The organism is Sphingomonas lacusdianchii (genome assembly GCF_022664395.1).
Taxonomy (GTDB): Bacteria; Pseudomonadota; Alphaproteobacteria; order Sphingomonadales; family Sphingomonadaceae; genus Sphingomonas; species Sphingomonas lacusdianchii.
The window spans coordinates 89,534-110,918 of record NZ_JAKRET010000007.1 but is presented as its reverse complement, the minus strand read 5'-3'; the positions used below and the strand labels follow the sequence as shown (position 1 = coordinate 110,918).

General features: G+C 67.1%; 20 protein-coding genes and 1 pseudogene. 6 read left to right on the top strand and 15 right to left on the bottom strand.

All coding sequences use genetic code 11. The features are described 5' to 3' along the window. Positions 1-9: 9 nt before the first annotated feature. A complete protein-coding gene (locus MF607_RS11295) occupies positions 10-330 on the bottom strand; it encodes a hypothetical protein (RefSeq protein WP_242118723.1) in 321 nt (106 codons plus the stop codon). A 49-nt stretch (positions 331-379) separates the two neighbouring features. Further along, positions 380-1,273, bottom strand: a complete 894-nt coding sequence (locus MF607_RS11290) for a bestrophin family protein (RefSeq protein ID WP_242118721.1) — start codon at positions 1,271-1,273, stop codon at positions 380-382. Positions 1,274-1,354: 81 nt separating this feature from the next. On the opposite strand from MF607_RS11290, the gene MF607_RS11285 reads away from it, so the two are divergent. Beyond that, entirely contained in the window at positions 1,355-2,923 is a 1,569-nt protein-coding gene (locus MF607_RS11285) for a lysine--tRNA ligase (protein WP_242118719.1), read from the top strand. A gap of 142 nt (positions 2,924-3,065) precedes the next feature. On the opposite strand, the gene MF607_RS11280 is transcribed toward MF607_RS11285, so the two are convergent. Both MF607_RS11280 and MF607_RS11275 read right to left on the bottom strand, forming a co-directional pair. Further along, positions 3,066-3,929 (bottom strand): LOG family protein, encoded by an 864-nt coding sequence (locus tag MF607_RS11280; RefSeq protein ID WP_242118718.1) that lies wholly within the window; start codon positions 3,927-3,929, stop codon positions 3,066-3,068. Positions 3,930-3,978: 49 nt separating this feature from the next. Next, the gene (locus MF607_RS11275; protein WP_347340882.1) at positions 3,979-4,668 is read right to left on the bottom strand and encodes an extensin family protein; all 690 of its coding nucleotides are present in this window, start codon (positions 4,666-4,668) and stop codon (positions 3,979-3,981) included. 208 nt (positions 4,669-4,876) lie between these two features. Here MF607_RS11275 and MF607_RS11270 point away from each other — a divergent pair, with 208 nt between their 5' ends. From MF607_RS11270 to MF607_RS11260, 3 genes are read left to right on the top strand one after another with little or no spacing between them, the layout of a single operon-like run. Next, complete coding sequence (locus MF607_RS11270; protein WP_242118714.1) at positions 4,877-5,533, top strand: GntR family transcriptional regulator; 657 nt, start codon at positions 4,877-4,879, stop codon at positions 5,531-5,533. 26 nt (positions 5,534-5,559) lie between these two features. After that, positions 5,560-6,411 carry a PEP-CTERM sorting domain-containing protein gene (locus MF607_RS11265; RefSeq protein ID WP_242118712.1) on the top strand — a complete coding sequence of 284 codons (852 nt, stop codon included), beginning with the start codon at positions 5,560-5,562 and terminating at the stop codon, positions 6,409-6,411. Next, complete coding sequence (locus MF607_RS11260; protein ID WP_242118710.1) at positions 6,411-6,836, top strand: c-type cytochrome; 426 nt, start codon at positions 6,411-6,413, stop codon at positions 6,834-6,836. Before MF607_RS11265 ends, MF607_RS11260 begins: the two co-directional genes overlap by 1 nt. Here MF607_RS11260 and ribA read toward each other — a convergent pair whose 3' ends face one another. The 8 genes from ribA to hflK form a co-directional block, all read right to left on the bottom strand. Then, positions 6,837-7,898, bottom strand: a complete 1,062-nt coding sequence (gene ribA / locus MF607_RS11255; protein ID WP_277925863.1) for a GTP cyclohydrolase II — start codon at positions 7,896-7,898, stop codon at positions 6,837-6,839. Then, complete coding sequence (locus MF607_RS11250) at positions 7,895-8,689, bottom strand: exodeoxyribonuclease III (protein WP_242118709.1); 795 nt, start codon at positions 8,687-8,689, stop codon at positions 7,895-7,897. The genes ribA and MF607_RS11250 overlap by 4 nt, the downstream gene beginning before the upstream one ends. 254 nt (positions 8,690-8,943) lie before the next feature. After that, the gene (locus tag MF607_RS11245) at positions 8,944-9,564 is read right to left on the bottom strand and encodes a LolA family protein (RefSeq protein WP_242118707.1); all 621 of its coding nucleotides are present in this window, start codon (positions 9,562-9,564) and stop codon (positions 8,944-8,946) included. 706 nt (positions 9,565-10,270) lie between these two features. Beyond that, positions 10,271-11,203 carry a hypothetical protein gene (locus MF607_RS11240; RefSeq protein ID WP_242118705.1) on the bottom strand — a complete coding sequence of 311 codons (933 nt, stop codon included), beginning with the start codon at positions 11,201-11,203 and terminating at the stop codon, positions 10,271-10,273. Next, the gene (locus MF607_RS11235; protein WP_242118703.1) at positions 11,200-12,870 is read right to left on the bottom strand and encodes a helicase HerA-like domain-containing protein; all 1,671 of its coding nucleotides are present in this window, start codon (positions 12,868-12,870) and stop codon (positions 11,200-11,202) included. Before MF607_RS11235 ends, MF607_RS11240 begins: the two co-directional genes overlap by 4 nt. Positions 12,871-12,986: 116 nt before the next feature. Continuing rightward, on the bottom strand, positions 12,987-14,519 hold the full coding sequence (locus MF607_RS11230; protein ID WP_242118701.1) for a Do family serine endopeptidase: 1,533 nt from the start codon (positions 14,517-14,519) through the stop codon (positions 12,987-12,989). 94 nt (positions 14,520-14,613) lie between these two features. Further along, the gene (gene hflC, locus MF607_RS11225; protein ID WP_242118699.1) at positions 14,614-15,483 is read right to left on the bottom strand and encodes a protease modulator HflC; all 870 of its coding nucleotides are present in this window, start codon (positions 15,481-15,483) and stop codon (positions 14,614-14,616) included. Then, positions 15,480-16,601 (bottom strand): protease modulator HflK, encoded by a 1,122-nt coding sequence (gene hflK, locus MF607_RS11220; protein WP_242118697.1) that lies wholly within the window; start codon positions 16,599-16,601, stop codon positions 15,480-15,482. Before hflK ends, hflC begins: the two co-directional genes overlap by 4 nt. A gap of 69 nt (positions 16,602-16,670) precedes the next feature. Here hflK and MF607_RS11215 point away from each other — a divergent pair, with 69 nt between their 5' ends. Beyond that, positions 16,671-17,642, top strand: a complete 972-nt coding sequence (locus tag MF607_RS11215; RefSeq protein WP_242118695.1) for an Mrp/NBP35 family ATP-binding protein — start codon at positions 16,671-16,673, stop codon at positions 17,640-17,642. 1 nt (position 17,643) lies between these two features. After that, a complete protein-coding gene (locus tag MF607_RS11210; RefSeq protein WP_242118693.1) occupies positions 17,644-18,066 on the top strand; it encodes a CoA-binding protein in 423 nt (140 codons plus the stop codon). A gap of 160 nt (positions 18,067-18,226) precedes the next feature. Here MF607_RS11210 and MF607_RS11205 read toward each other — a convergent pair whose 3' ends face one another. The 3 genes and pseudogenes from MF607_RS11205 to MF607_RS23045 all read right to left on the bottom strand — a co-directional run. Continuing rightward, positions 18,227-18,979 carry a dienelactone hydrolase family protein gene (locus tag MF607_RS11205; RefSeq protein ID WP_242118691.1) on the bottom strand — a complete coding sequence of 251 codons (753 nt, stop codon included), beginning with the start codon at positions 18,977-18,979 and terminating at the stop codon, positions 18,227-18,229. Further along, positions 18,976-20,481, bottom strand: coding sequence for a mechanosensitive ion channel family protein (locus MF607_RS23050; RefSeq protein ID WP_431311944.1), 1,506 nt, complete (start codon positions 20,479-20,481; stop codon positions 18,976-18,978). Before MF607_RS23050 ends, MF607_RS11205 begins: the two co-directional genes overlap by 4 nt. A 405-nt stretch (positions 20,482-20,886) precedes the next feature. After that, a pseudogene (locus tag MF607_RS23045) lies at positions 20,887-21,327 on the bottom strand (DUF3772 domain-containing protein); the annotation flags it as partial. Positions 21,328-21,385: the final 58 nt, after the last annotated feature.

The window sequence follows — 21,385 nt, the reverse complement described above, 5'->3', positions numbered from 1 at the left end:
GGGGAGGAATTAGTCGTCGATCTTCTCGAGCTGGCGGTCGGCCCATTCCTTGCCTTCGTCGCCGCCCCACAACAGCCACGCGATATAGCCCGCCGACGGGTCTTCATCGTCGCCCCAGCTATGCGCCTTGCCGTCCTTGTCGACGCTGTGCCGCGCGAAATAGCTGTGCATCGACTTGATGTCGGCGTCCGACATCGGCCCGCCATCGGCGATCTGCTTGGCGCGCTTCACCCCGGCCTCGGTCCCGCCGCGATCGAATTTCTCGCGCAGCTTCAGGCCCTTTTCGGCGTTCGCCGCCATCTTCTTCGTCGGCTTGTGTTCGTCGGCCATCGTCATCCTCCGTCAACGGCCCAACCGGTTCGTTCGCGGCCGGGTTCTGTCACCACAGCACGCCCTTTTCGAGCTTCAGCGGTTCGGGCGCGGGATCGCCGATCGCCTGCAGCAGGTCGATCTCGATCGTCCGGCACATCGCGGTCAGCGGCAGGTCGTGGACGTTGTTGGCGAACGGATCGGCCAGATCCTCGCCGATTTGCAGCACCGCAAGGAACATCAACCCGGCCAGCCCCGACCCCAGCGGCGTGGCGATGCCCAGCGTCTCGACCAGCCCGATCGGCAGCACGATGCAGAACAGCCGCGTGAACAGCGACGGCAGGAACCGATATTGCACCGGCAACGGGGTGTTCTTGATCCGCTCCATGCCGCCCTGCGCATTGGCGATGTCGATCAGCACGCTTTCGAGGCTGGTCTGCTGGATGCTGTCGATCCAGTCGCGCCGCTGCGCCTCGGCGATGCGCGCGCCGGTCCCGTCGAGCAGTCCGTTGGCGACGTTGGTCCGCCCCAGCGGTTCGCCCGCCTCGTCGCGCGACAGGAAGCGGTGGACCTCGTCCTTCGAATCCTGCCGCCGCAACTGACAGCGCAGCGCATGGACATAGGCGATATGCCGCAACACGATCGAGCGCTTCAGGTCGCGCTTCTGCCCCTCATTCTCCGGCCCGATGAACGAGATCGCGCCACGCGCCAGGTTGCGCGAGGCATTGATCATCAGTCCCCATAGCGACCGCCCCTCCCACCAGCGCGCATAGGCGGAATTGACCCGGAAGCCGAGGAACAGCGCCAGCGCCGAACCGAAGATCGTCAGCGGCAGCGACGGCGCCTTGAACGGCAGCACAAAATAGACGCCGGTGACGATCACGTCCCAAATGAACAGTGCCAGCGCGGGCTTCCATACTTCGGAGACGATGCGGGACAGGCGGGGTGCGTCGGATACGATCATCGCAACAGGCTACGCCCAACCTGCATCAAGGTTGCGTCGCAACAGGTGGAAATATTGCGGCCGACCGCGTATCTGGACCGGATGATCGACGCAGAAATCCGCAATGCAGCATTGGTTTCAAAGGCTTGGCCGTATGAAGAGGCGCGCAAGCTGCTCAAGCGCTATCCCGACGGAAAACCCGGCGGCGCGCCGATCCTGTTCGAAACCGGCTATGGCCCGTCGGGCCTGCCGCATATCGGCACGTTCAACGAAGTGCTGCGCACGACGATGGTCCGCCGCGCGTTCGAGGAACTGTCGGACCAGCCGACCCGCCTGATCGCCTTTTCCGACGACATGGACGGGCTGCGCAAGGTGCCGGACAATGTCCCGAACGGCGACATGCTGCGCGAGCATCTCGGCAAGCCGCTGAGCGAAATTCCCGATCCGTTCGGCACGCATTCCAGCTTCGCCGCGCACAACAATGCCCGGCTGCGTGCGTTTCTAGACCAATATGGCTTCGACTATGAATTCGCTTCGTCGACCGACTATTATCGCGGCGGCAGGTTCGACGATGCGCTGAAGGGCGTGCTGCGCCATTATCAAGCGATCCTAGACATCATGCTGCCGACGCTGGGTGCCGAACGCCGCGCGACCTATTCGCCGGTGCTGCCGATCAGCCCGACCAGCGGCATCGTGCTGCAGGTCCCGGTCGAGGTACTCGACGCCGAGACCGGCATCGTCGCGTTCATGGACGGCGACACCCGCGTCGAGCAATCGATCCTGTCGGGCGGTGCGAAGCTGCAATGGAAGGTCGACTGGGCGATGCGCTGGGTGGCGCTGGGCGTCGATTACGAGATGGCGGGCAAGGACCTGATCGATTCGGTCACCCAGTCGTCGAAGATCGCCCGCGTGCTGGGCGCCCGCCCGCCCGAGGGCTTCAACTACGAGATGTTCCTCGACGAACATGGGCAGAAGATTTCGAAGTCGAAGGGCAATGGCCTGAGCCTCGAACAATGGCTGACCTATGGCCCGCCCGAAAGCGTCGCCTTCTACGCCTATCGCGAGCCGAAAAAGGCCAAGCAGCTCCATTTGGGCGTGATCCCGCGGGCGATCGACGAATATTGGCAGTTCCGCGGCAATTATGCCGAACAGCCGATCGAACAGAAGCTGGGCAATCCGGTCCACCACATCCATGGCGGCCCGCCGCCCGCCGAAACGCTGCCGGTCACCTTCGGGCTGTTGCTCAACCTCGTCGGGGTGATGGGGGAGGCGACCAAGCCGCAGGTCTGGGGCTATCTCGCCAACTACGTTGAACATGCGTCGCCCGAACGCTACCCGGCGCTCGACGCGCTGATCGACCATGCGCTGGCCTATGTCCGCGATGTGGCGGAAAAGCCCGAACGCCGCGCGCCGACCGACATCGAACGCGCCGCGCTCGAACGGCTCGATGCCGAACTGGCGGCGATGCCGGCGGATGCCAGCGCCGAGCAGATCCAGAATGCGGTGTACGAGATCGGCAAGACCGCCGGCTTCGAATCGCTCAGGGACTGGTTCAAGGCCTGCTACGAAACGCTGCTCGGCACGGCGCAGGGCCCGCGCATGGGCAGCTTCATCGCGCTCTACGGCATCGACAACAGTCGCAAGCTGATCGCCGAGGCACTGGCGCGGTAGGAGGCGCGAACCCGGTTATGCCGGAGCCACCGGCGTCACCCCAGCGAAGGCTGGGGTCTCCTGCGGCTCCGGCCTCGCCCTGTAACCGGGATACCCCAGCCTCCGCTCGGGTGACGCCTGTGGCAAGAGCGGCAAGCTGCCCCTATTTCCGGTCCTCGTAGAACTTCTTGACTACGTTCCACCCTTCCTCTGCCGTTTCGACGAAGGTGATCAGGTCGAGATCGCGTTCCGAAATCACGCCTTCCTCGACCAGCGCGTCCCAGTTGACCACCCGGTCCCAGAATTCGCGACCATAGAACAGCACCGGGATCGGTTCGATCTTGCCGGTCTGGATCAGCGTCAGCAACTCGAAACTTTCGTCGAACGTGCCGAAGCCACCGGGGAACACCGCCACTGCCCGCGCGCGCAGCAGGAAGTGCATCTTGCGCAGCGCGAAATAGTGGAACTGCATCGACAGCGCCGGGGTGACGTACGGGTTGGGGGCCTGTTCGTGGGGCAGGACGATGTTCAGCCCGATCGACTCGGCACCGGCTTCGTTCGCGCCGCGATTGGCGGCCTCCATGATCGACGGTCCGCCGCCCGAACAGACGACGAAGTGGCGCTTGCCGTTGACGTCGTTGGGAAACTGGCTGGCGTTGAAGGCCAGTTCGCGCGCCACGTCGTAATAATGCGACTTGGCGACGATCCGCTCGGCGATCGCGCGCGCCTTGTCGTCCTGCGCGAGGTCGAGCAGCACTTCGGCCTTTTCCGGCTCGGGAATGCGTGCCGAGCCATAGATGACGAAGGTCGAGGCGATGTTCGCCTCGTCGAGCAGCAGCGAGGGTTTGAGCAGTTCGAGCTGGAACCGCACCGGCCGCAGATCCTCGCGCAGCAGGAACTCCATGTCCTGAAACGCCAGGCGATAGGCGGGATGCTCGGTCTGCGGGGTGGAGAGCTGGGCGCGGGCCGCCTCGGCCTCCTGCTTGGCCCCGCGGAACACGCGGGACGGTACTTTTGTATCGGTCATAGGTGGCGAAGTTGTAAGCACGCCCGCAGACACCGGCAAGCGCCTTGCATCACCGGCACAGCGGCCGCCCGCCCATGTCGAAATGGAAATGGTTGGCGTGCGCCGCATTGTATTCGGGGCCGAGCGTCGTGACGAAGCGTTTGCACGCCGATCGGTGGATGATACGCAGGAATCCGCGAACCTGCGGGTCGGGACTGTTCCAGTCGCGCTCGATCGAAATACGCCGGCCGTCCGCCAGCACGAAGCTGCCGATATCGACGGCGTTGGCGAGGCCGTGTTCCGACACCCGTCCCGCCGCGCGGCTGCCCCCGCCGACGATTCCGCGACAGACATAGGTGCCGTAGCTGTCGATGCGAGTCACGTCGCTGCCCAGCAATTGCCGCGCCGCCGGGCGCACGCCGTGGCGGACCCAACCGACCAGCGCGCGTGCCGTCGGACAGCGTATCGCCTTCAGCCCGTTTACCGGCGTGCCGATATCGAGCAGCTGCACCGCCCCCAGCACGACGCAGCCCGACCCGTAATCGCGATCGGGCAGCGGGCTGAAACGGACCTCTGCGCGCGACAGATCGGCGAAACATTGCTGGGTATCGCGCGGCGTCTGCCCCGACAGGGTGACCGGACCCGATGCGCGCGGCGCGATCGGCCGTGCCGGCGGCGGGGCGGGTTCGCGCCGGTCGCCGCCGATACAGGCCGACAGCAGTAATATCGGCAACAGGGCGGTGAAACGGGGAACGGCCATGCCCATCTTGGTTCCACGTCGCCGCGGCTGCGACAAGCCGCGATGCGACCGACCGTGCTGTCGCGCCGGGAACCGGATCACCGGTAACCGCTGTCACGAAAAGATTGATTACTGGCCGGTTTTTTGAATATGTACGACTTTTGGATGTCCGGAATCCGGATATCTTCTTCGTCATCCGGTAACGGACCGCTTCGCAAAGGAATGCAGCGTGACCATCGTCGTCCGAACCCTGTCCGATCGCGTGTTCGAGATCGTCCGCGAACGAATCGTCAGCGGTGCGCTGCCGGAGACTTTTCCGATCCGTCAGGACGCGCTGGCCAGCGAACTGGGCGTCAGCAAGATCCCGCTGCGCGAGGCGCTGGCCCGGCTCGAACAGGAAGGGCTGGTCGCCGGACAGGCTAATCGCGGCTATACCGTGCGGCCGATGTCGGCGATGCAGGCCGAGGAAATCTACGAACTGCGCCTGTCGGTCGAACCGGGGGCGGCGGCCTATGCCGCGATCCATGCCGACGAGCAGCGCCGCACGGCGGTGATCGATGCGTTCGAACGACTCGACGGGGCGGCGCCGCGCGACCTGCTGGAGGCGGCGGCACGCAACCGTGCCTTCCACGCCGCGCTGGTGGCGGCGAACGGGCGTGACCTGACCATCGAACTGGTACAGCGCCTGTCGGTGCTCGCCGAACGCTATGTCGTCGCCCATCTGCGCCCGGCCGGGCGCGGCGACCGCGCCTATGTCGAGCATCGCGCGCTGCTCGATGCATGGCTGGCGCGCGACGGGGTGGCGGTACGCGAGATGCTGACCCGCCATCTGGAGGCGACGATCGAGGATCTGCGCACGCAATTCGCCGCGGCGGCGGTCGCCTGACGCCGGCGGCTGGGGTAGAAGACCGCATGATCCGTCTGCTCCTGACCCTGACCGCGCTTTCGCTCTCCGTCGCCCCGGCTTCGGCGCGCGACATCCTGTTCATCGGCAACAGCTTCACCTTCGGGGCGGGGTCGCCGGTCGAACGCTACCGCCCCGACAGCGTCACCGACCTGAACGGCGAGAAGATCGGTGGCGTCCCCGCGCTGTTCCGTACCTTCGCCGAACAGGCCGGACTCGACTGGACGGTCTCGCTCGAAACCTCGCCGGGCAAGGATCTCGCCTATCACGATGCCAACCGGCGCGCGGCGATCGACCGGCGCTGGGACGTGGTGATCCTGCAAGGCTATTCGACGCTCGACGCACGTCATCCGGGCGACGCCACCCGCCACGGCGCGGCGGCGGGCAGGCTCGCCGCGCTGTTCCATGCCCGCAACCCCCGGGCGCGGGTCGAGCTGGTCGAAACCTGGTCGCGCGCCGACCTGACCTATCGTCCCGGCAGCCGCTGGTCGGGCAAGCCGATTGCGACGATGGCCAACGATCTGGCGGCGGCCAATCGACAGGTGGCGCGGACGGTTCCGGGGATCGCCGGCACGATCCCGGTCGGTAGCGCGTGGAACGACGCGATTGCCACCGGCATCGCTGACGCCGACCCCTATGACGGGATCGATCCGGGCAAGGTCGGGCTATGGGCCGACGATCATTATCATGGCAGCACCGCCGGCTATTATCTCGAGGCGCTGACGATTTTCGGCCGGGTCACCGACTATGACGTCCGCCGGCTCGGGCCGGACGAACGCGCCGCCCGCGACCTCGGCCTGACCCCGGCGGTCGCGAAGGCGTTGCAGCGCGTCGCGTGGAAGACGCTGCGGCAGAACTGATGCGCTGGCTGTTGCTCGCGCTGCTGGTGGGGGGATGCGGCGGCGGTGATGCCGACCGCGCCGGGCGGCTGCGCGCGGCCGGGCCGAATGCCGACCTTACGACGCTGCTTGCCCATGCCGATGTCGACGCCGGTCGCCGCGCCTTCGGCCAGTGCGCGGCGTGCCATACGATCGGCAAGGGGCGGCAGGCGCTGGCCGGACCCAATCTGCACGGCATCCTCGGCCGCGCGGTCGCGAGCGATTCGCGCTTCGGCTATACCCAGGCGTTGAAGGACCATGGCGGCCGCTGGGACGCCGCGCGCATGGACGCATGGCTCGCCGCCCCGTCGCGGGTGGTACCGGGCACGCGCATGGCCTTTACCGGCGTCCGCGACCCGATGGAGCGCGCCGACCTGATCGCCTATCTCCAATCGGAGAGCCGCTGACTATAGCTGGTGCCCGGTCCGGTCGCGCTTGGTCGCCAGATAGCGTTCGTTATGCGGGTTGGCGGGCAAGTGATGCGGCACGCGCTCGACGACGGCGATCCCGGTCGCCTCCAGCCCCGCGACCTTGGCCGGATTATTGGTCAGCAACCGGATGTGCCGCTGCCCCAACAGCGCCAGCATCCGCCCCGCGACGCCAAAGTCGCGCGCATCGATTGCAAAGCCCAGGCGCGTATTGGCGTCGACCGTGTCAAACCCTTGATCCTGCAAGGCATAGGCACGCAACTTGTTGACCAGCCCGATCCCGCGCCCCTCCTGCCGCAGATAAAGCAGGATGCCCCAATTTCCATCGGCAATGGCATGGATCGCGGCGTGAAGCTGCGGCCCGCAATCGCATTTCAGGCTGCCGAGCACATCGCCCGTCAGGCATTCGCTGTGCAGCCGCACCAGTGGCGGGCGGCCATCGGGCTGGCCGATCACCAGCGCGACATGTTCGCCAGCGGCATCGGGGGTGCGGAACGCGACGATCTCGCTGTCCTCGGCCCCCGCGACCGGCAGCCTTGCGCGGGTGACGATCGCCAGCCGGTTGGCATCCTCATGTGCGTCGATCGCCGCCGGGCTGATCGTCACCTCGGCGCCGGTCCCGCCGGTCACGAAGGCGGGCAATAGACCCGCCACCCGGGCGAGGCGCAGCGCGGCACCAGCGGCGACGGGTGCCGCCAACTCGACACTGCGAAACGGCCCCTTCATCGGCGTGGCGAGGTCGAGCTGCGGATCGGCGAGCGCGGTCGCGGCGGCGAAGTCGGTCCACGCCTCGCGCCGGATCGCAACCGGGTGATCGGGCTGGGCAGCGGCGCGCTGGTTGACGATGCGCAGCGTCTCGGCCCGGCCGAACGACAACAGGATCTGGCTGGTGCCGTCGGGATCGAACCGCGCCAGCCGTTCGGGATCGGCGGTCTCGATCGGCAACAGCGTCAGCGCGGGCTCGCCCGGCGCCGCGATCGCGATCGGCCAGCCGCGGCGCAGCGCGTCGATCGCGCGCGCGACATCACGGGTCTGGCTCAAAATGCGAACTCGGTGACGATCGGGATATGGTCGCTGGGTTTCAGCCAGCTGCGGCAGGGTTCGTGGACGCGGTGCGCGGTCGCCTTGGCCGCCACATCGCGGCTGGCCCACATATGGTCGAGCCGCCGCCCGCGATCCGACGCCGCCCAGTCCTTCGCGCGGTAGCTCCACCAGGTATAGAGCCGCTGCGGCGCGGGGATGAAATGGCGGCCCAGATCGATCCAGTCGTTCGCCGCCTGCAACCGCGCCAGCGTTTCCACCTCGATAGGCGTATGGCTGACCACATCGAGCAGCTGCTTGTGGCTCCACACATCGCTTTCCAGCGGCGCGACGTTGAAATCGCCGACCAGCAGCGTCGGGATGCCCGCCAACCCCTTCGACCAGTCGATCATGCGTTCGAGGAAATCGAGCTTCTGCCCGAATTTCGGGTTCACTGCGCGGTCGGGCACGTCGCCGCCGGCGGGGATATAGACATTCTCGATCCTGAGACCATTGTCCAGCCGCACGCCCAGATGGCGCGCCTCGCCATTCGCCTGCCAGTCGAGCCGGTCGTCCTCCGCCAGCGGCACTTTCGAGATCACCGCGACGCCGTGGTGCATCCGTTGCCCGTTGATCGCGATATGGGTATAGCCCAGCCGCCGCAGCGGATCGTGCGGAAAGTCGCGATTCTCAACCTTGGTTTCCTGAAGGCACAGCACGTCGGGCTGCGCCTCGCGCAAAAATTGCTCGACGATGTCCATGCGGAACCGGACCGAGTTGATGTTCCACGAAGCGACCGAAAGCGTGTCCATGAAGCGCCTGTATCGTCGGAAAAGCACCTGCGCCAGACATGAAAAGGCCCCCGCTCCGGGGGCATGGAGCGAGGGCCGACCTAGCGTTCGTTACGCAGGCGGGCATTGGAGACCCGGGCAACAGGGGGGAAAATCCCGGACGCGCTCCAACACCGCGAGATCAGCCTTAGGGCCGCGAACCTGTCGCCAAGATGAACACATCCGGTAATTTTATAAAAATGCCGGACAGATTCATTTTCCCGGACTGGCCTTCGTCAGCGGCGGGTCCGGCGGGGTTCGTTGAACCGGAACGCGTTGTCGGCGACCGGCACGTTGAAACGCTGGTTGGTCAGCCGCACCGTTGTCCGATTCGCCTGCGCATCGAGCGCGACCCACCCCTGCAGCATCAACCCGGCGGGGGCGGAGGACTGCCGCGCGAACACCATCGTGATCCGGCCATATTCGGGGCGCTTCGGATCATAGGCCTCGACGCTGACGATGCGAGGGTCGTTCGACGGGACGACCCGCGCATATTTCGACGCATCGCGTTCCGGATTGAGCAGGATGCCGAGCGGCGAATTACCGATCGGCCAACGCTGCTTCTGCCCGACCTGATAGTCGAGGAAGTAAAGCGACTTGCCGTCCGATACGAGCAGGATCGGCACGCCCTTCTGATACTGGAAGCGGATCTTGCCCGGCTTCTTCAGCGTCAACTGCCCGGTCAGCACGCGACCGTTGCGGTCGGTCTGGCTGAAATCAGCGGTCATCGTCTGCGTCGCTGACAAATGTCGCTGGACCGCGGCAAGGTCGTTCTGCGGGGCCTGCGCATGCAGTGCGACCGGCGCGGCAAGCGCGACGGCAAAGGCGAACGGGCGGATGGTCAGTCTCCGTGTCATGGGGCCGGGATAGGATCGGCGCATTGAACGCGGCGTGAACCCGTGGGTTGCGACTGCCATCATGTGTAACGCCGATCGCGTCAAGCTGGACGACATCCGGCCAACCAATCGCTGCGTTCGCCCTCGGAGGTTGACGGGGAAAAAGGTTGGGCGGCCTCGTCCTGTATGATCCGGTCGGGGTTGCGGAGCTACGAAAGGACCGACGATGGTTTGGAATGCAGCCAATCGGGATCGGTATTGCCGGGGCAAGGGTCGGTATGCAAGCAACTGGAGTGCGGCGAAGTGGCAGCGATCGGGTCCGCTGCTGCCGCCGCCGGTTCGTGGTCGTCGGCGCCGTGCCGTCGCACAAGGCACTGGCCGAACGCTTTCCCGGCCCAGGCCATGCCCATACCGACCGCGCCAGTTGCGGCACCAAGCTGCTCGCCGCCATCGCTGATTCAAGGCCAGGGACCATCGAGCGTACCATCCGCCCGCAACCCGTCGGACACTTCGTTCGGGAACCACCGCGATGAGTCGTCGAGGGGACTTTCGCATGGCTCGGTCGAAACCGGGGTTTCGCCAACGACTATGAAGCCTCCGACCAGGCGCAGGAAGCCTGTTTGAACCTCGCTTCTGTAAAAACCCTCACATGACCAATCGCCAGAGCATAATAACGGGTCGGGCCCCCAAGCCGAACGGTCCTGTTCTTGGGTCCGGAATTGCAAACTTACAACCGATGCAGCGCCTGCGTCGCGCTCCCCAGCACCGCCGCCCGCGCCCGCAGGCTAACGACCAGGAAATCGAGCTGCTCGTGCAGGAACCGGCGCGGCGTGGTGCCAAGCACCGCATGGGCATCGCGCAGGAAATGCGATGCGCTGAAATAAGCGGGATCGATGGTCGAATAATCGATCTCGCCCCGCGATTCGATCAGCGGGATCAGCGACCGCAGGAAGCGCGCGCGGATCAGCAGCGTCTTCGGCAGGAACCCGAAATGCCGGCGGCAGATGCGGCGCAACACCTCGGGCGAAATATCCCATTCCCGCGCCGCCTGTGCCAGCCCGCCGGGGGCGTCATTGACCACCAGCCGCGCGATCTGGCGGATCAGCGCCGCGTCGGGGCCGGGTGGTCCCATTTCGGCGAGCAGGAACGCGTCGAGCGCCGCCTTCACGCCATGTTCGCTCTCGACCGCCGACAGTGTCGCCACCAGCCGTTCGGCAAAGCCCGGCGGCGCGGCATCGGCCAGCGGCACGATGCGGTCGGCATACAGGTCGGCGCTCCCTGCGAACAGGCGCGACCAGCCGAGCGCGCTTACGCCGAAGCCGATCATGATCCCGCCATTGGTGATCGTGCGCAGGGCATGGCTGCTCGGGCCGCACAGGCTGGCCTGCGGCATCGGATCGAACACGCGGTTGCCGATCCACACCGCGATCGGCCCGGCGTTCAGCGTCACCCGCACATTGGCGGTACCCGGCAGGAACCAGTTCTCCATGCCGATCGATGCCGGCCCGCTGGCGGCATAGAGGTGGTAGCCGGTCGTATAGTCGGCCAGCACCGGATCGGGCTGTTCGTAGCGGATCGCCATGCCGGGCGGCATCGCGAACAGCGCGGGCGGAATATCGGGCGTCTCGGTCCCCCCGACGACCGGCTGCATCCGGCTCAACCGCGGAACAGTCCACCAAGCACGCCGCGCAGCAATCCGCCGACGACGCCGCCGCTCCTTGCACGGCCGCCCCGGCCGGTGCCGAACACCTGCTTGCCGATTTCGTTGACGACGATCCGCCCTACCGCCGATCCGGCCGATCGCGTTGCCGATTGCGTCGCGCGCGCCCATGGATTGTTCGCAGCCTCGCGCTCGGCCGCACGTGCCGCCTTCTCCTCCTCGCGCGCTGCGCGGTCGTTGGCGCGCTGCTCGGCGATGCGCTGGCGCTCGGCCTCCTTGGCGGCACGCGCATCCTCCTTCGCCTGCAACGCCGCCTGCCTGTCGGCGGCGACCTGCGCCTTCGAAGCAGCGGCGGCGGCAGCGGCTTCCTCGGCTTTGGCTCCCAACAATTCGGCAGCCGACTCGCGGTCGATCGCGGCGTCGTAGCGGTCGCCGATCACATCGGTCTCGATCAGCACGCCGCGCTCGACCGGCAATACCGGCCCGACCCGCGATCGTGGCGGCCGGATCAGCGTGCGTTCGACCGGGCTGGGCGATCCATCGGCCTGCAACACCGACACCAGCGCCTCGCCGGTCTTCAGTTCGGTGATCGCCTGCGCGACGTCGACGCCGGGATTGGCGCGGAAGGTCTCCGCCGCCGCACGGATCGCGCGCGCTTCCTTGGGGGTGAACGCACGCAGCGCATGCTGCACCCGGTTGCCGAGCTGTCCCGCAACCGCATCGGGGATATCGATCGGGTTCTGCGTCACGAAATAGATGCCGACGCCCTTCGACCGGATCAGCCGCACGACCTGTTCGACCTTGTCGACCAGCGCGTCGGACGCATCGTCGAACAGCAGATGCGCCTCGTCGAAGAAGAAGACCAGTACCGGCTTGTCGGGGTCGCCCACCTCGGGCAGCGTCTCGAACAATTCGGACAGCATCCACAACAGGAACGTCGCATAGAGCCGCGGCGACGCCATCAGCTTGTCTGCGGCCAGCACCGACACGATGCCGCGCCCGTCATCGCTTAGGCGCCGGAAATCGGCGAGGTCGAGCGCCGGCTCGCCGAAGAAGCGATCGCCGCCCTGTGTCCGCAATTGCAGCAGCGCGCGCTGGATCGCACCCACCGACTGCTTGCTGACATTGCCATAGCGGGTGGTCAGTTCGTCGGCCCGCTCCGCGACATGCGCCAGCATGGCCTGCAGATCGTCGAGGTCGAGCAGCAGCAGCCCGTCTTCATCGGCGACGTGGAAGGCGATGCTCAGCACCCCTTCCTGCACGTCGTTCAGATTGAGCATCCGGCTGAGCAGCAGCGGCCCCATTTCGGACACGGTCGCCCGGATCGGGTGCCCCGCCTCGCCGAACAGGTCCCAGAACACGACCGGCGTGTCGCGATATTGCCAGTCGCTGTCGCCGATCGCGGCGGCACGTTCGGCAAAGGCGGCGTGCGGCTTGGCGGTGGCGCTGCCTGCCATGGCGATGCCCGACAGGTCGCCCTTCACATCCGCGACGAACACCGGCACCCCGGCGGCGGAGAAGTTTTCGGCCAGCCCCTGCAACGTCACCGTCTTGCCGGTGCCGGTCGCCCCCGCGATCAGCCCATGACGATTGGCGCGTTTGAGGACCAAAGACTGGCGGACACCCCCGGCGGTCGCGCCCAGAAACAATTCGGTCGTATCGGTCATGTCCCTGCCCTTTATCGTGGCAAGATATTACCCGCTTTGCCGCCCGCGTAAATTGCGTGATTCCAAATGAACAGAGGCGACGACTTTCGCCGCCGCCCAGTTTCATTTGCTGCCGCTTACTGGTTGTCGACGGCGATCGCGACGAACGCCGGGGGCACCGACCCACCCGGGCCGATCGGCTGGACCTGCAACAACAGCTTACGCTTGGCGGCACGCGCCGCTGCCACTGCACGGGCCAGCTCGGCCGATGACGTCACCGGTTGGCGATCCGCCGACAGGATGACGAAGCCGCGCCGCAACTGCTTGGCCGCCGCATCGCTGTCAGGATCGACCGCGAGGATCACGACGCCGCGCGTCGTCCCTTCGAGGCCGAGCTGTCGCGCGATCGACGGGTTGAGCGGCTGCACCGCGATGCCGGCGGTTGCCGACAGGCTGTCGTTCGCCGGCGGGGTCTTGGGCGCCTCGTTCGGATCGAAGCGCTCGTCCTGTGCCAGCAACTGCTCTTCCGACGGACGCGTGCCCAGCGTGACCGGGATCTGTTGGCGACGGCCGTCGCGCAGCACGTCGAGCGTGACGCGGCTGCCCGGCGACTCCAGCCCGACCAGATAGGTCAGCGACTGTTGCGGCGTGATCTCCTTGCCGTTGATGGCAAGGATCACGTCGCCAACGCGGATGCCAGCGCGTGCCGCCGGTTCGCCCGGCGAAACGCTGCGGACCAGCGCGCCGCGATCCTTGCGGATGCCCAGTGCGTTGGCGATGTCCTCGCTCACGTCCTGCGGACCGAGGCCCAGATAGCCGCGTGCGACCGACTGGCCCTTCATCAGCTTGTCGACGATCGGCTTCGCCTGTTCGGCGGGGATCGCGAAGCCGATGCCGATATTGCCGCCGGTCGGCGACAGAATCTGCGAGTTGATGCCGATGACATTGCCCTGCATGTCGAACATCGGCCCGCCCGAATTGCCGCGGTTGATCGCGGCATCGGTCTGGATGAAGCGGTCATACGGTCCCTGGCCCACGCGGTTCAGCGCCGAGATGATGCCGGCGGTCACGGTGCCCGACTGGCCGAGCGGGTTGCCGATCGTCACCACCCAGTCGCCTACCCGTGCCTGCCGCGAATCGCCGAAGCGGACGAACGGGAAGTTCGGACCGTCGATCTTGAGCACCGCGAGGTCGGACAGCGCGTCGCGCCCGATCAGCTTGGCCTTATATTCCTTCTGGTCGGCCAGCGTGACGGTGATCGATTCGACCGTGGCACCCTCTGCGCCCGCCGAGACGACATGGTTGTTGGTGACGATATAGCCGTCGTTGGAGATCAGGAAGCCTGATCCCAGCGACTGCGCCTCCTGCGTCCGGCCGCCGCCGCCACCGCCACCGCGCCCGCCGAAGAATTGTTCGAGCGGCGTACCCTGGAACGGATTCGCCTGCTGCTGCACGGTGATGCGCTGCGTGGTCGAGATGTTGACGACCGCCGGCGACAGGCGCGCGACCATGTCGGCAAAGCTCATCGGCGCGCCGGCGCGCGGGGCGGAAATGGCGTTGATCGCGCCGGGTTCGTTCTGCGCGGTCTGCGCCCCCGACGGATTGAGCGTCAGGGTCGCGGCAGCGCCGCCCAGCAACAGAGCGGAAGTAATGGCGTAGGCGTAACGCACAGTCGGATGGTCCTCTTCGAAATTGGCTCACAACCCCTTCGGGCGCGAACCTGCCATTGCCTTGCTGAACGCGGTTTGAATGTTCGGCGGACGTCTAGCGTTCCCGCCCGCCGAATTCGCGAAGATAGCCGTTTTCAGGCGACAGGATGATCGATGTCGATCCGCTCTGGTTCGGCGCCCCGGCAAAGGTCGTGCGATACGACTGCATCGCCCGCCAGAACGCATAGAAATCGGCATCCTTGCCAAAGCTTGCCGCATAGATGCGCGCCGCTTCCGCCTCGGCATTGGCGCGCACGACCTGTGCGTCGCGCTGACCCTGTGCCGCGATCGTCGCCGCTTCCTGTTCGCGGGCCGACCGCATCCGGGTCAGCGCCGATTCGAGCGGGCTGCCATCGGGCAGGTCGGCATGCTTGATCCGCACGTCGACGATCTCGGCACCATATTGCCGCGCGGTCCGCTGCAACGCATTCTGGATATTGTCCATCACTGCGCCGCGTTCGGGGCTGAGCAGCGTCGCGAACGGCCGCCGGCCGAGCTCGGCGCGCAATGCCGACGACAGCAGCGGTTCGAGCTGCGCCGCGACCCGCTCCTCGGTGTTCGACGCCGACCCGGTCGAGATCACCGCCTGCAACGGATCCACGATGCGGAACCGGGCAAAGGCGTCGACCTCCAACCGCAGCTGATCGGTCGACAGCACCGGCTGGTTGTTCAACTCGATATCGAGCACGCGCTTGTCGATCCACACCACCCGGTCGAGGAACGGGATCTTGGCGACCAGCCCCGCGCCCGTCCGGCCGAACGGCTGGTCGGCGCGATAGGGGTTGAGGGTGCCGACCGGCTGCTGGAAGCGCAGGATTACCGCCTGTCGCGTCTCCGGCACGATCACGATCGTGCTGAAGAACAGGATGACCAGCACCAGCAGCGCGATACCCGCCGCCATCGGATTGCGCAGCCACCGGGTCATCGTGCCGCTCCCGTCGGTTGCGCCTGCGGCGTCGCGGGCGCCTCGGGCTCGGGGGTCGCCTGCTGGCGGCGACGCGCCTCGGGCAGCGGCAGATAGGCCTGCACGCCCGGCTGCACGATCGTCTTGTCGGCGCGGTTCAACACCTGCTCCATGGTCTCGTAATAGAGCCGCCGGCGGGTCACGTCGGGGGCCAGACGATATTGTTCGTAGATCTTGTCGAACTCGGTCGCGTCACCCTGCGCCCGCGCGATCACCTGCTGGGCATAGGCACGCGAGCGGTTGAGGTTCGACTGCGCCTCCTGCTGCGCGGCGGTGACCGCCTTGAACGCGTCGTCGACCTCGGCCGGCGCCGCCGCCTTCTGGATGCTGATGCCCAGCACGCGCACGCCCGACTGATATTCGTCGAGCAGCGCCTGCATCCGCGTCTGCACCTCCGCCTCGATCTCGCCGCGGCCCGAACCGATCGCCTGGGTCAGGTTCTTGCCCGCCACCGCCGCGCGCATCGCGCTTTCGGCGACGGCACGCACCGTTTCCTTCGGATTCTTGATCTCGAAGACATAGTCTTCGGGCGACTTGATGTTCCAGCGGACCGAATAGGCTAGATCGACGATATTCTGGTCGCCGGTCAGCATCAGATTGGGCTGGCTGCCCTCCGGAAAGGATTCGGTGCGGGTGTTCTGCACGTCCTCGACCTGCACGCGCATGATCGGCGCGGGCAGGGTGAACTGGATGCCGGGATTCAGCGTGCCGGTATAGCGGCCGAACATCGTCACCACGCCGCGCTCCTGCGGCCCGATCGAATGGAAGCTGGTGAAGGCGATCCACACCAGCACCAGCGCCGCGACCGCCGCCAGCCACAGCTTGCCGGCATTGGCCGGGAAGGACGGCCCGCCGCCCGGACCGCCGGTGCGCGCGCGCTTTAGGAATTCATCGAGCGAGGTCGATCCGCCGACCCGTCCGCGCTTGCCGGCGGGCGGCAGCGACCATGGATTGCGTGGGCCGTCATCGCCGCCGCCGCCGCCCGATCCGTTCCCGGAATCGCCGCCGCCGCCCCATGGGCCCTTGTCGCTCATCCCCACCACTTGCGCGCGTCCGCGCCGCCCCATGATCCATCGCATCCATCCTTTATAGGGGGCCGCCTTGCGTTTTACAGTGGTAACGCGCCTTGGCGACGCTACATCGCGGCCATGACCGCACCTTCGCCCGCCGCCGCCGCGCTCGACGCACTGCTCGCCCCCGTCGCCGCCGGACGCGCCATGGTCCGCGTCGCCGGCGATCAGGCGAGTGTCATCCTCGACGTGACCGGCCTGCCCCCCGCCGCGCGCGACGCGCTGGAGGCCGATGTCCGCGCCGCCGCCCTCACCGCACCCGGCATCGCCGGCGTCCGCGTGGCGCAGACCAGCGAGCGTGTGGCACAGCGCATCGTCGCGGTCGCCAGCGGCAAGGGCGGGGTCGGCAAATCGACCCTCGCCGCCAATCTCGCCATCGCGCTGGCCCGTTCGGGCCGCCGGGTCGGCATGGTGGATGCCGACATCTATGGCCCGTCGCAGCCGCGGCTGATGGGCGTCGACGGGATCAAGGCCGAGGCGCACGACAAGAAACTGGTGCCGGTCGCGACGAAGCTCGGCGTGCCCTTGCTGTCGATGGGGCAGCTGGTCCCGGCCGGACAGGCGATCGCGTGGCGCGGGCCGATGGCGGCCGGCGCGCTGACCCAGCTGGTCGATGCGCATTGGGAGATGGCCGACACGCTGGTCGTCGACATGCCGCCGGGCACCGGCGACGTGCAGCTGACCATGATCCAGAAGCACAAGCCGGCCGGCGCCGTCATCGTCTCCACGCCGCAGGATCTTGCGCTGATCGACGCGATCCGCGCGATCGATCTGTTTACCAAGGCCGGGGTGCCGATCATCGGCCTCGTCGAAAACATGGCCGGCTATGTCTGTCCGCATTGCGGGGAAACGTCGGACCCGTTCGGCAGCGGCGGCGCGGAGGCACAGGCGGCAGCACTCGGCATCCCGTTCCTCGGCCGCGTGCCCCTGACTCTCGCCATTCGCAGCGCATCGGACGCCGGCACGCCCCCCGCCGCCGGGAACGGTGCCGAAGCCGATCCGTTCAGGGAGATCGCCGCACAGGTCGGCGACTGGCTGGCGAGAAACTGACATGCTTGACGACGACGGCATCCGCACCCTGCTGACCGAGGCAAGAACGATCGCACTGGTCGGCGCATCGGACCGGCCCGACCGCGCATCCTATGGCGTGATGGCGTATCTCCAGCGGCAGGGATATCGCGTGATCCCGGTCAATCCGCAGATCACCGGCGAGCATCTCCACGGCGAATTCGTGTTCCGCGACCTCGACCAGATCGGGGAGCCGATCGATATCGTCGACATCTTCCGCAACTCGGCAGCCGCCGGTGAAGCGGTCGATGCCGCGATCGCAGCGGGCGCGAAGGCAGTGTGGATGCAGTTGGGCGTCATCAACGAAGCCGCCGCCGCGCGCGCCGAAGCCGCCGGGCTGCAGGTGGTGATGGACCGCTGCCCGAAGATCGAGATACCGCGACTGGGGGTAGCAACGGTCGGTTAGGCTATCCCCCCGGTGAAACCCGTTCGGTTCGAGCAGCTTCGAGCCTGTCGAGAAGCGTCTGTCGAGAACAGCTTGCTTTGGGCGACCCCTTCTCGGCTACGGTTCTCAACTGCCTCAAACCTACGTCCGAAGCAAACGGATAGAGCGGGTTAGTCAGCCGTCAAATCCGCCTGCCAAGCACCCGCGCGAACATCGCCAGCATCCACCCCGTCGCGCTCACGAACAACGCCGGATCATAGCGCGGCCCCTCGTCGCGCAGAAACGCATGCTGCGCATTCACCTCATGCCACTCGTATGTGGTTCCCGCCGCCTCCAGCGCGTCGCGGATCGCCTGCCGCCCGGCATAGGGGACATGCGGGTCCTGCCGCCCCCAGACGAACAGCATCTCGGCACCGATCTCGCCGACTCTCGGCAAGCTGTCGTCGCACCGCCCTTCGCCCAGCGTGCCCGAATGAATATCGGTCGGATAGAAACACGCCGCCGCGAGCACCCGGGCGTCGAGCGCCGCGCGATAGGCAAGATGTCCACCAAGGCATACACCCGCCACGCCGATCCGCCCCGAACAGGCCGGATGCGCTTCCAGAAAATCGATCACCAGCGTCGCATCGGCATCGAACCCCGCGACCGGCTTGGTGAACTTCAAGTCGTTGCCGCGATCCGTACCCGGCTTGTCATAGGCGAGCACCGTGCCGGGCGCCTCATATTCGTGATAGACCTCCGGCACCGCGACGACATAGCCATGGCCGGCAAGGAACGCCGCCAGCCGCCGGATCGGCGCGGTCACCTGATAGATTTCCGAATAGAGCACGACGCCCGGAAACCGCCCCTCGCCTACCGGGCGAAAGACATGGGTGCGCATCACGCCACCATCGGCGCAGGGCAGGTCGGCAAATTCGTCGCTGAGCAGGATCATGGCCGCGCCGTGCCTCCACCGGGATCGGCTGGCAAGGGGGGAACGGGGTCGGAAGGCGACGCCGTCACCAATTCGAGCCGCTGCGGCACCGTGCCCATCTCGATCCCCTCGGCACGAAAGCGGGTGAGCAGTTCGAGCAGTACATTGCTGCGCGCGCCATAGGCGGCACGCGGCGATTCGACATGCGCGAAGCAGTTGAACGCGATCCGGCCGTCGATGATCGCGTCGATGAACGCCGACGGCGCCGGATCGGCCAGCACCGCTTCTTCATTGGCGAAGGCGTCGAGCACCAGCCGCCGCACGCGCGCCGCATCGGTGCCGAGCGGCACCGAAAACTGCACCTGAATCCGCCCCAATGGACTGGCCAGCGTCTTGTTGAGTACCGATTTGGTAATGAGTTCGGAATTGGGCACGATCAGCGTCGAATGATCGGCCAGCGTAATCTCGGTCGACCGCACGCTGATCCGCTTCACATCGCCTTCGTCGGTGCCGACGCGGATCAGGTCGCCGATCTTGATCGGCCGTTCGGCGAGCAGGATCAGACCCGACACGAAATTTTGGGTGATCGCCTGCAGACCGAAGCCGATGCCGACCGACAGCGCCGACAATAGCAGCGCGATCCGTTCGACCCCGATGCCGAGCGACGCCAGCGCCCAGATCACCGCCAGCGCGATGCCGACATAGCGCGCGACGAGGCTGACCGAATTGCGCCCGCTGCCGTCCAGTTCGGTCGCGGGCAGATACCGCCCCTCCAGCCAGCGCATGAAGCCGCGCACCAGCGTCAGCCCGATCGCCAGCACCGCGACCGATCGCAGGATCGCGCCGGGCGAGATCGTCACCCCGCCGACCTGGATGCCGCGCGCCAGATCGCCCAGCCTGGTGAAGATATCGGCGACGCCGCTGCCCCCGAACGGCAACAGCCACAGCGCCAGCGCCAGCACGGCCAGCAGGACGCGCAGCACGCCCGAGAGCAGCACCCCGAACTGATCGACCGTCCCGCCGCGCAGGCCGAGGCCGCGGGTCAGGGCTAGGCCGAGCGGGCTCGAGCGTTCGAACACCGTCGTCGCGACATCGTCGATGGCGGCTAGCGCCAGATAGACCGCCGCCCCCAGCACCAGCGTCCATGCCGCCATCTGCCCGACCGACAGGCCGAACCCGATATAGCCCGCCGCCAGCGCCAGCAGCGCCACAGCCGCCACACCCCATGCGAACAACGTGACGGCGGCCAGCCCGGTGCGAGCCGGCGCATCCTCGGCTCCGTTCGTTTCGGCGCGTAACCGGCCGATCGCGAACAGCGCCGCCGCAATCAGCAGGATATGCGCCAGCGCCAGCAACGCGGCCGTCGCGGTACGCGCGGCGGCGCTGGTCCCGATCGCGCTATGTCCGGCATCGATCGCGATCGCGAAGCCGGCCAATAGTGCCAGCAGGAACGAATAGGGCCGCAGCCGCGCCGCCAGCGCATCGCCGATCGGCGCGATCCGCCAGCTGGGACTGCCGCGCATCAGCACCGCGCCCAGCACCGAACTGGTGAAGGCGGTAAAGCCGATCGCCACCAGCCACTGGTCGAGCATCGCGCTCCATGTCGGTGCGACAAGTCCCGCCCAGCGCAGCCCGGCCAGTATCGCAGCGGCAGCGAGCAGGGGGGCGAGCGTCCCGACCAGCACCCGGCCCAGCGCATTGGCCGACCGTCGCACCCGCCGCCCCGGCGCCCCGTCGATCAGCAGCCGCTGCCCGACCCGCCCCGCCGCCAGCCGCGCCGGTCCCAGCAACAGGATCGCGATGGCAAGGCCCAGCAGCGCCGGCCACATCCGCCCCGGCACGGCGGTGGCGACCGTGCGCGCCTCTGCCGCGATGAAGCGTTCGATCCGGTGCGCATCGCGCGGCACCGCACGCAATATCGCGCTCCAGAATGCCGGCGTCAGCGGCGACGCACCGCGACCGAACCATTTCTGGCTGATCTCGGCCGCCTGCCCTTCTTGAATCTCATCGATAAGCTGCTGGGCCTCCACCGAAAGCAACCGCGCGCGCTTCGTCGCCGAATCGATCGTCGTGCGCTGTCGTGCCAGTGCGGTCCGCTCGCTGCGGATCGAAGCGTCCTCGCCCGAGGCCGCCGGCCCAAGTTGCGCCAGCCGCGCATCGATCTGCGCCAGATCGGCGGTCAATTGCTGCGCGGCATCCAGCGTCGTTGCCCGTACGGTCTGTGCCCGTGCGCGCAGTGCCGCGCGGTCGCTCTGTTCCAGCTTGGTGTCGAGCGCCCCGTCGACCAATCCCAACTCGCTGGCGGCGCCGTCGAGGCGGGTGGCCACATCGCCGCCCCCCTGTGCCAGCGCCGGAATCGCCGTCACCATCAGCAGCAACGACAACAGGGTTCGGAGCAATGCCATCATGCCCCCGGCCTATCGCCAT

What these genes read in the sequence shown, in the direction of transcription:
- MF607_RS11295 (WP_242118723.1), bottom strand. Translation starts at nt 330, where the DNA reads ATGGCCGACGAACACAAGCCGACGAAGAAGATGGCGGCGAACGCCGAA.
- MF607_RS11290 (WP_242118721.1), bottom strand. Translation starts at nt 1,273, where the DNA reads ATGATCGTATCCGACGCACCCCGCCTGTCCCGCATCGTCTCCGAAGTA.
- MF607_RS11285 (WP_242118719.1), top strand. Translation starts at nt 1,355, where the DNA reads ATGATCGACGCAGAAATCCGCAATGCAGCATTGGTTTCAAAGGCTTGG.
- MF607_RS11280 (WP_242118718.1), bottom strand. Translation starts at nt 3,929, where the DNA reads ATGACCGATACAAAAGTACCGTCCCGCGTGTTCCGCGGGGCCAAGCAG.
- MF607_RS11275 (WP_347340882.1), bottom strand. Translation starts at nt 4,668, where the DNA reads ATGGCCGTTCCCCGTTTCACCGCCCTGTTGCCGATATTACTGCTGTCG.
- MF607_RS11265 (WP_242118712.1), top strand. Translation starts at nt 5,560, where the DNA reads ATGATCCGTCTGCTCCTGACCCTGACCGCGCTTTCGCTCTCCGTCGCC.
- MF607_RS11260 (WP_242118710.1), top strand. Translation starts at nt 6,411, where the DNA reads ATGCGCTGGCTGTTGCTCGCGCTGCTGGTGGGGGGATGCGGCGGCGGT.
- MF607_RS11250 (WP_242118709.1), bottom strand. Translation starts at nt 8,689, where the DNA reads ATGGACACGCTTTCGGTCGCTTCGTGGAACATCAACTCGGTCCGGTTC.
- MF607_RS11245 (WP_242118707.1), bottom strand. Translation starts at nt 9,564, where the DNA reads ATGACACGGAGACTGACCATCCGCCCGTTCGCCTTTGCCGTCGCGCTT.
- MF607_RS11235 (WP_242118703.1), bottom strand. Translation starts at nt 12,870, where the DNA reads ATGACCGATACGACCGAATTGTTTCTGGGCGCGACCGCCGGGGGTGTC.
- hflC (WP_242118699.1), bottom strand. Translation starts at nt 15,483, where the DNA reads ATGACCCGGTGGCTGCGCAATCCGATGGCGGCGGGTATCGCGCTGCTG.
- hflK (WP_242118697.1), bottom strand. Translation starts at nt 16,601, where the DNA reads ATGCGATGGATCATGGGGCGGCGCGGACGCGCGCAAGTGGTGGGGATG.
- MF607_RS11215 (WP_242118695.1), top strand. Translation starts at nt 16,671, where the DNA reads ATGACCGCACCTTCGCCCGCCGCCGCCGCGCTCGACGCACTGCTCGCC.
- MF607_RS11210 (WP_242118693.1), top strand. Translation starts at nt 17,644, where the DNA reads ATGCTTGACGACGACGGCATCCGCACCCTGCTGACCGAGGCAAGAACG.
- MF607_RS11205 (WP_242118691.1), bottom strand. Translation starts at nt 18,979, where the DNA reads ATGATCCTGCTCAGCGACGAATTTGCCGACCTGCCCTGCGCCGATGGT.
- MF607_RS23050 (WP_431311944.1), bottom strand. Translation starts at nt 20,481, where the DNA reads ATGCGCGGCAGTCCCAGCTGGCGGATCGCGCCGATCGGCGATGCGCTG.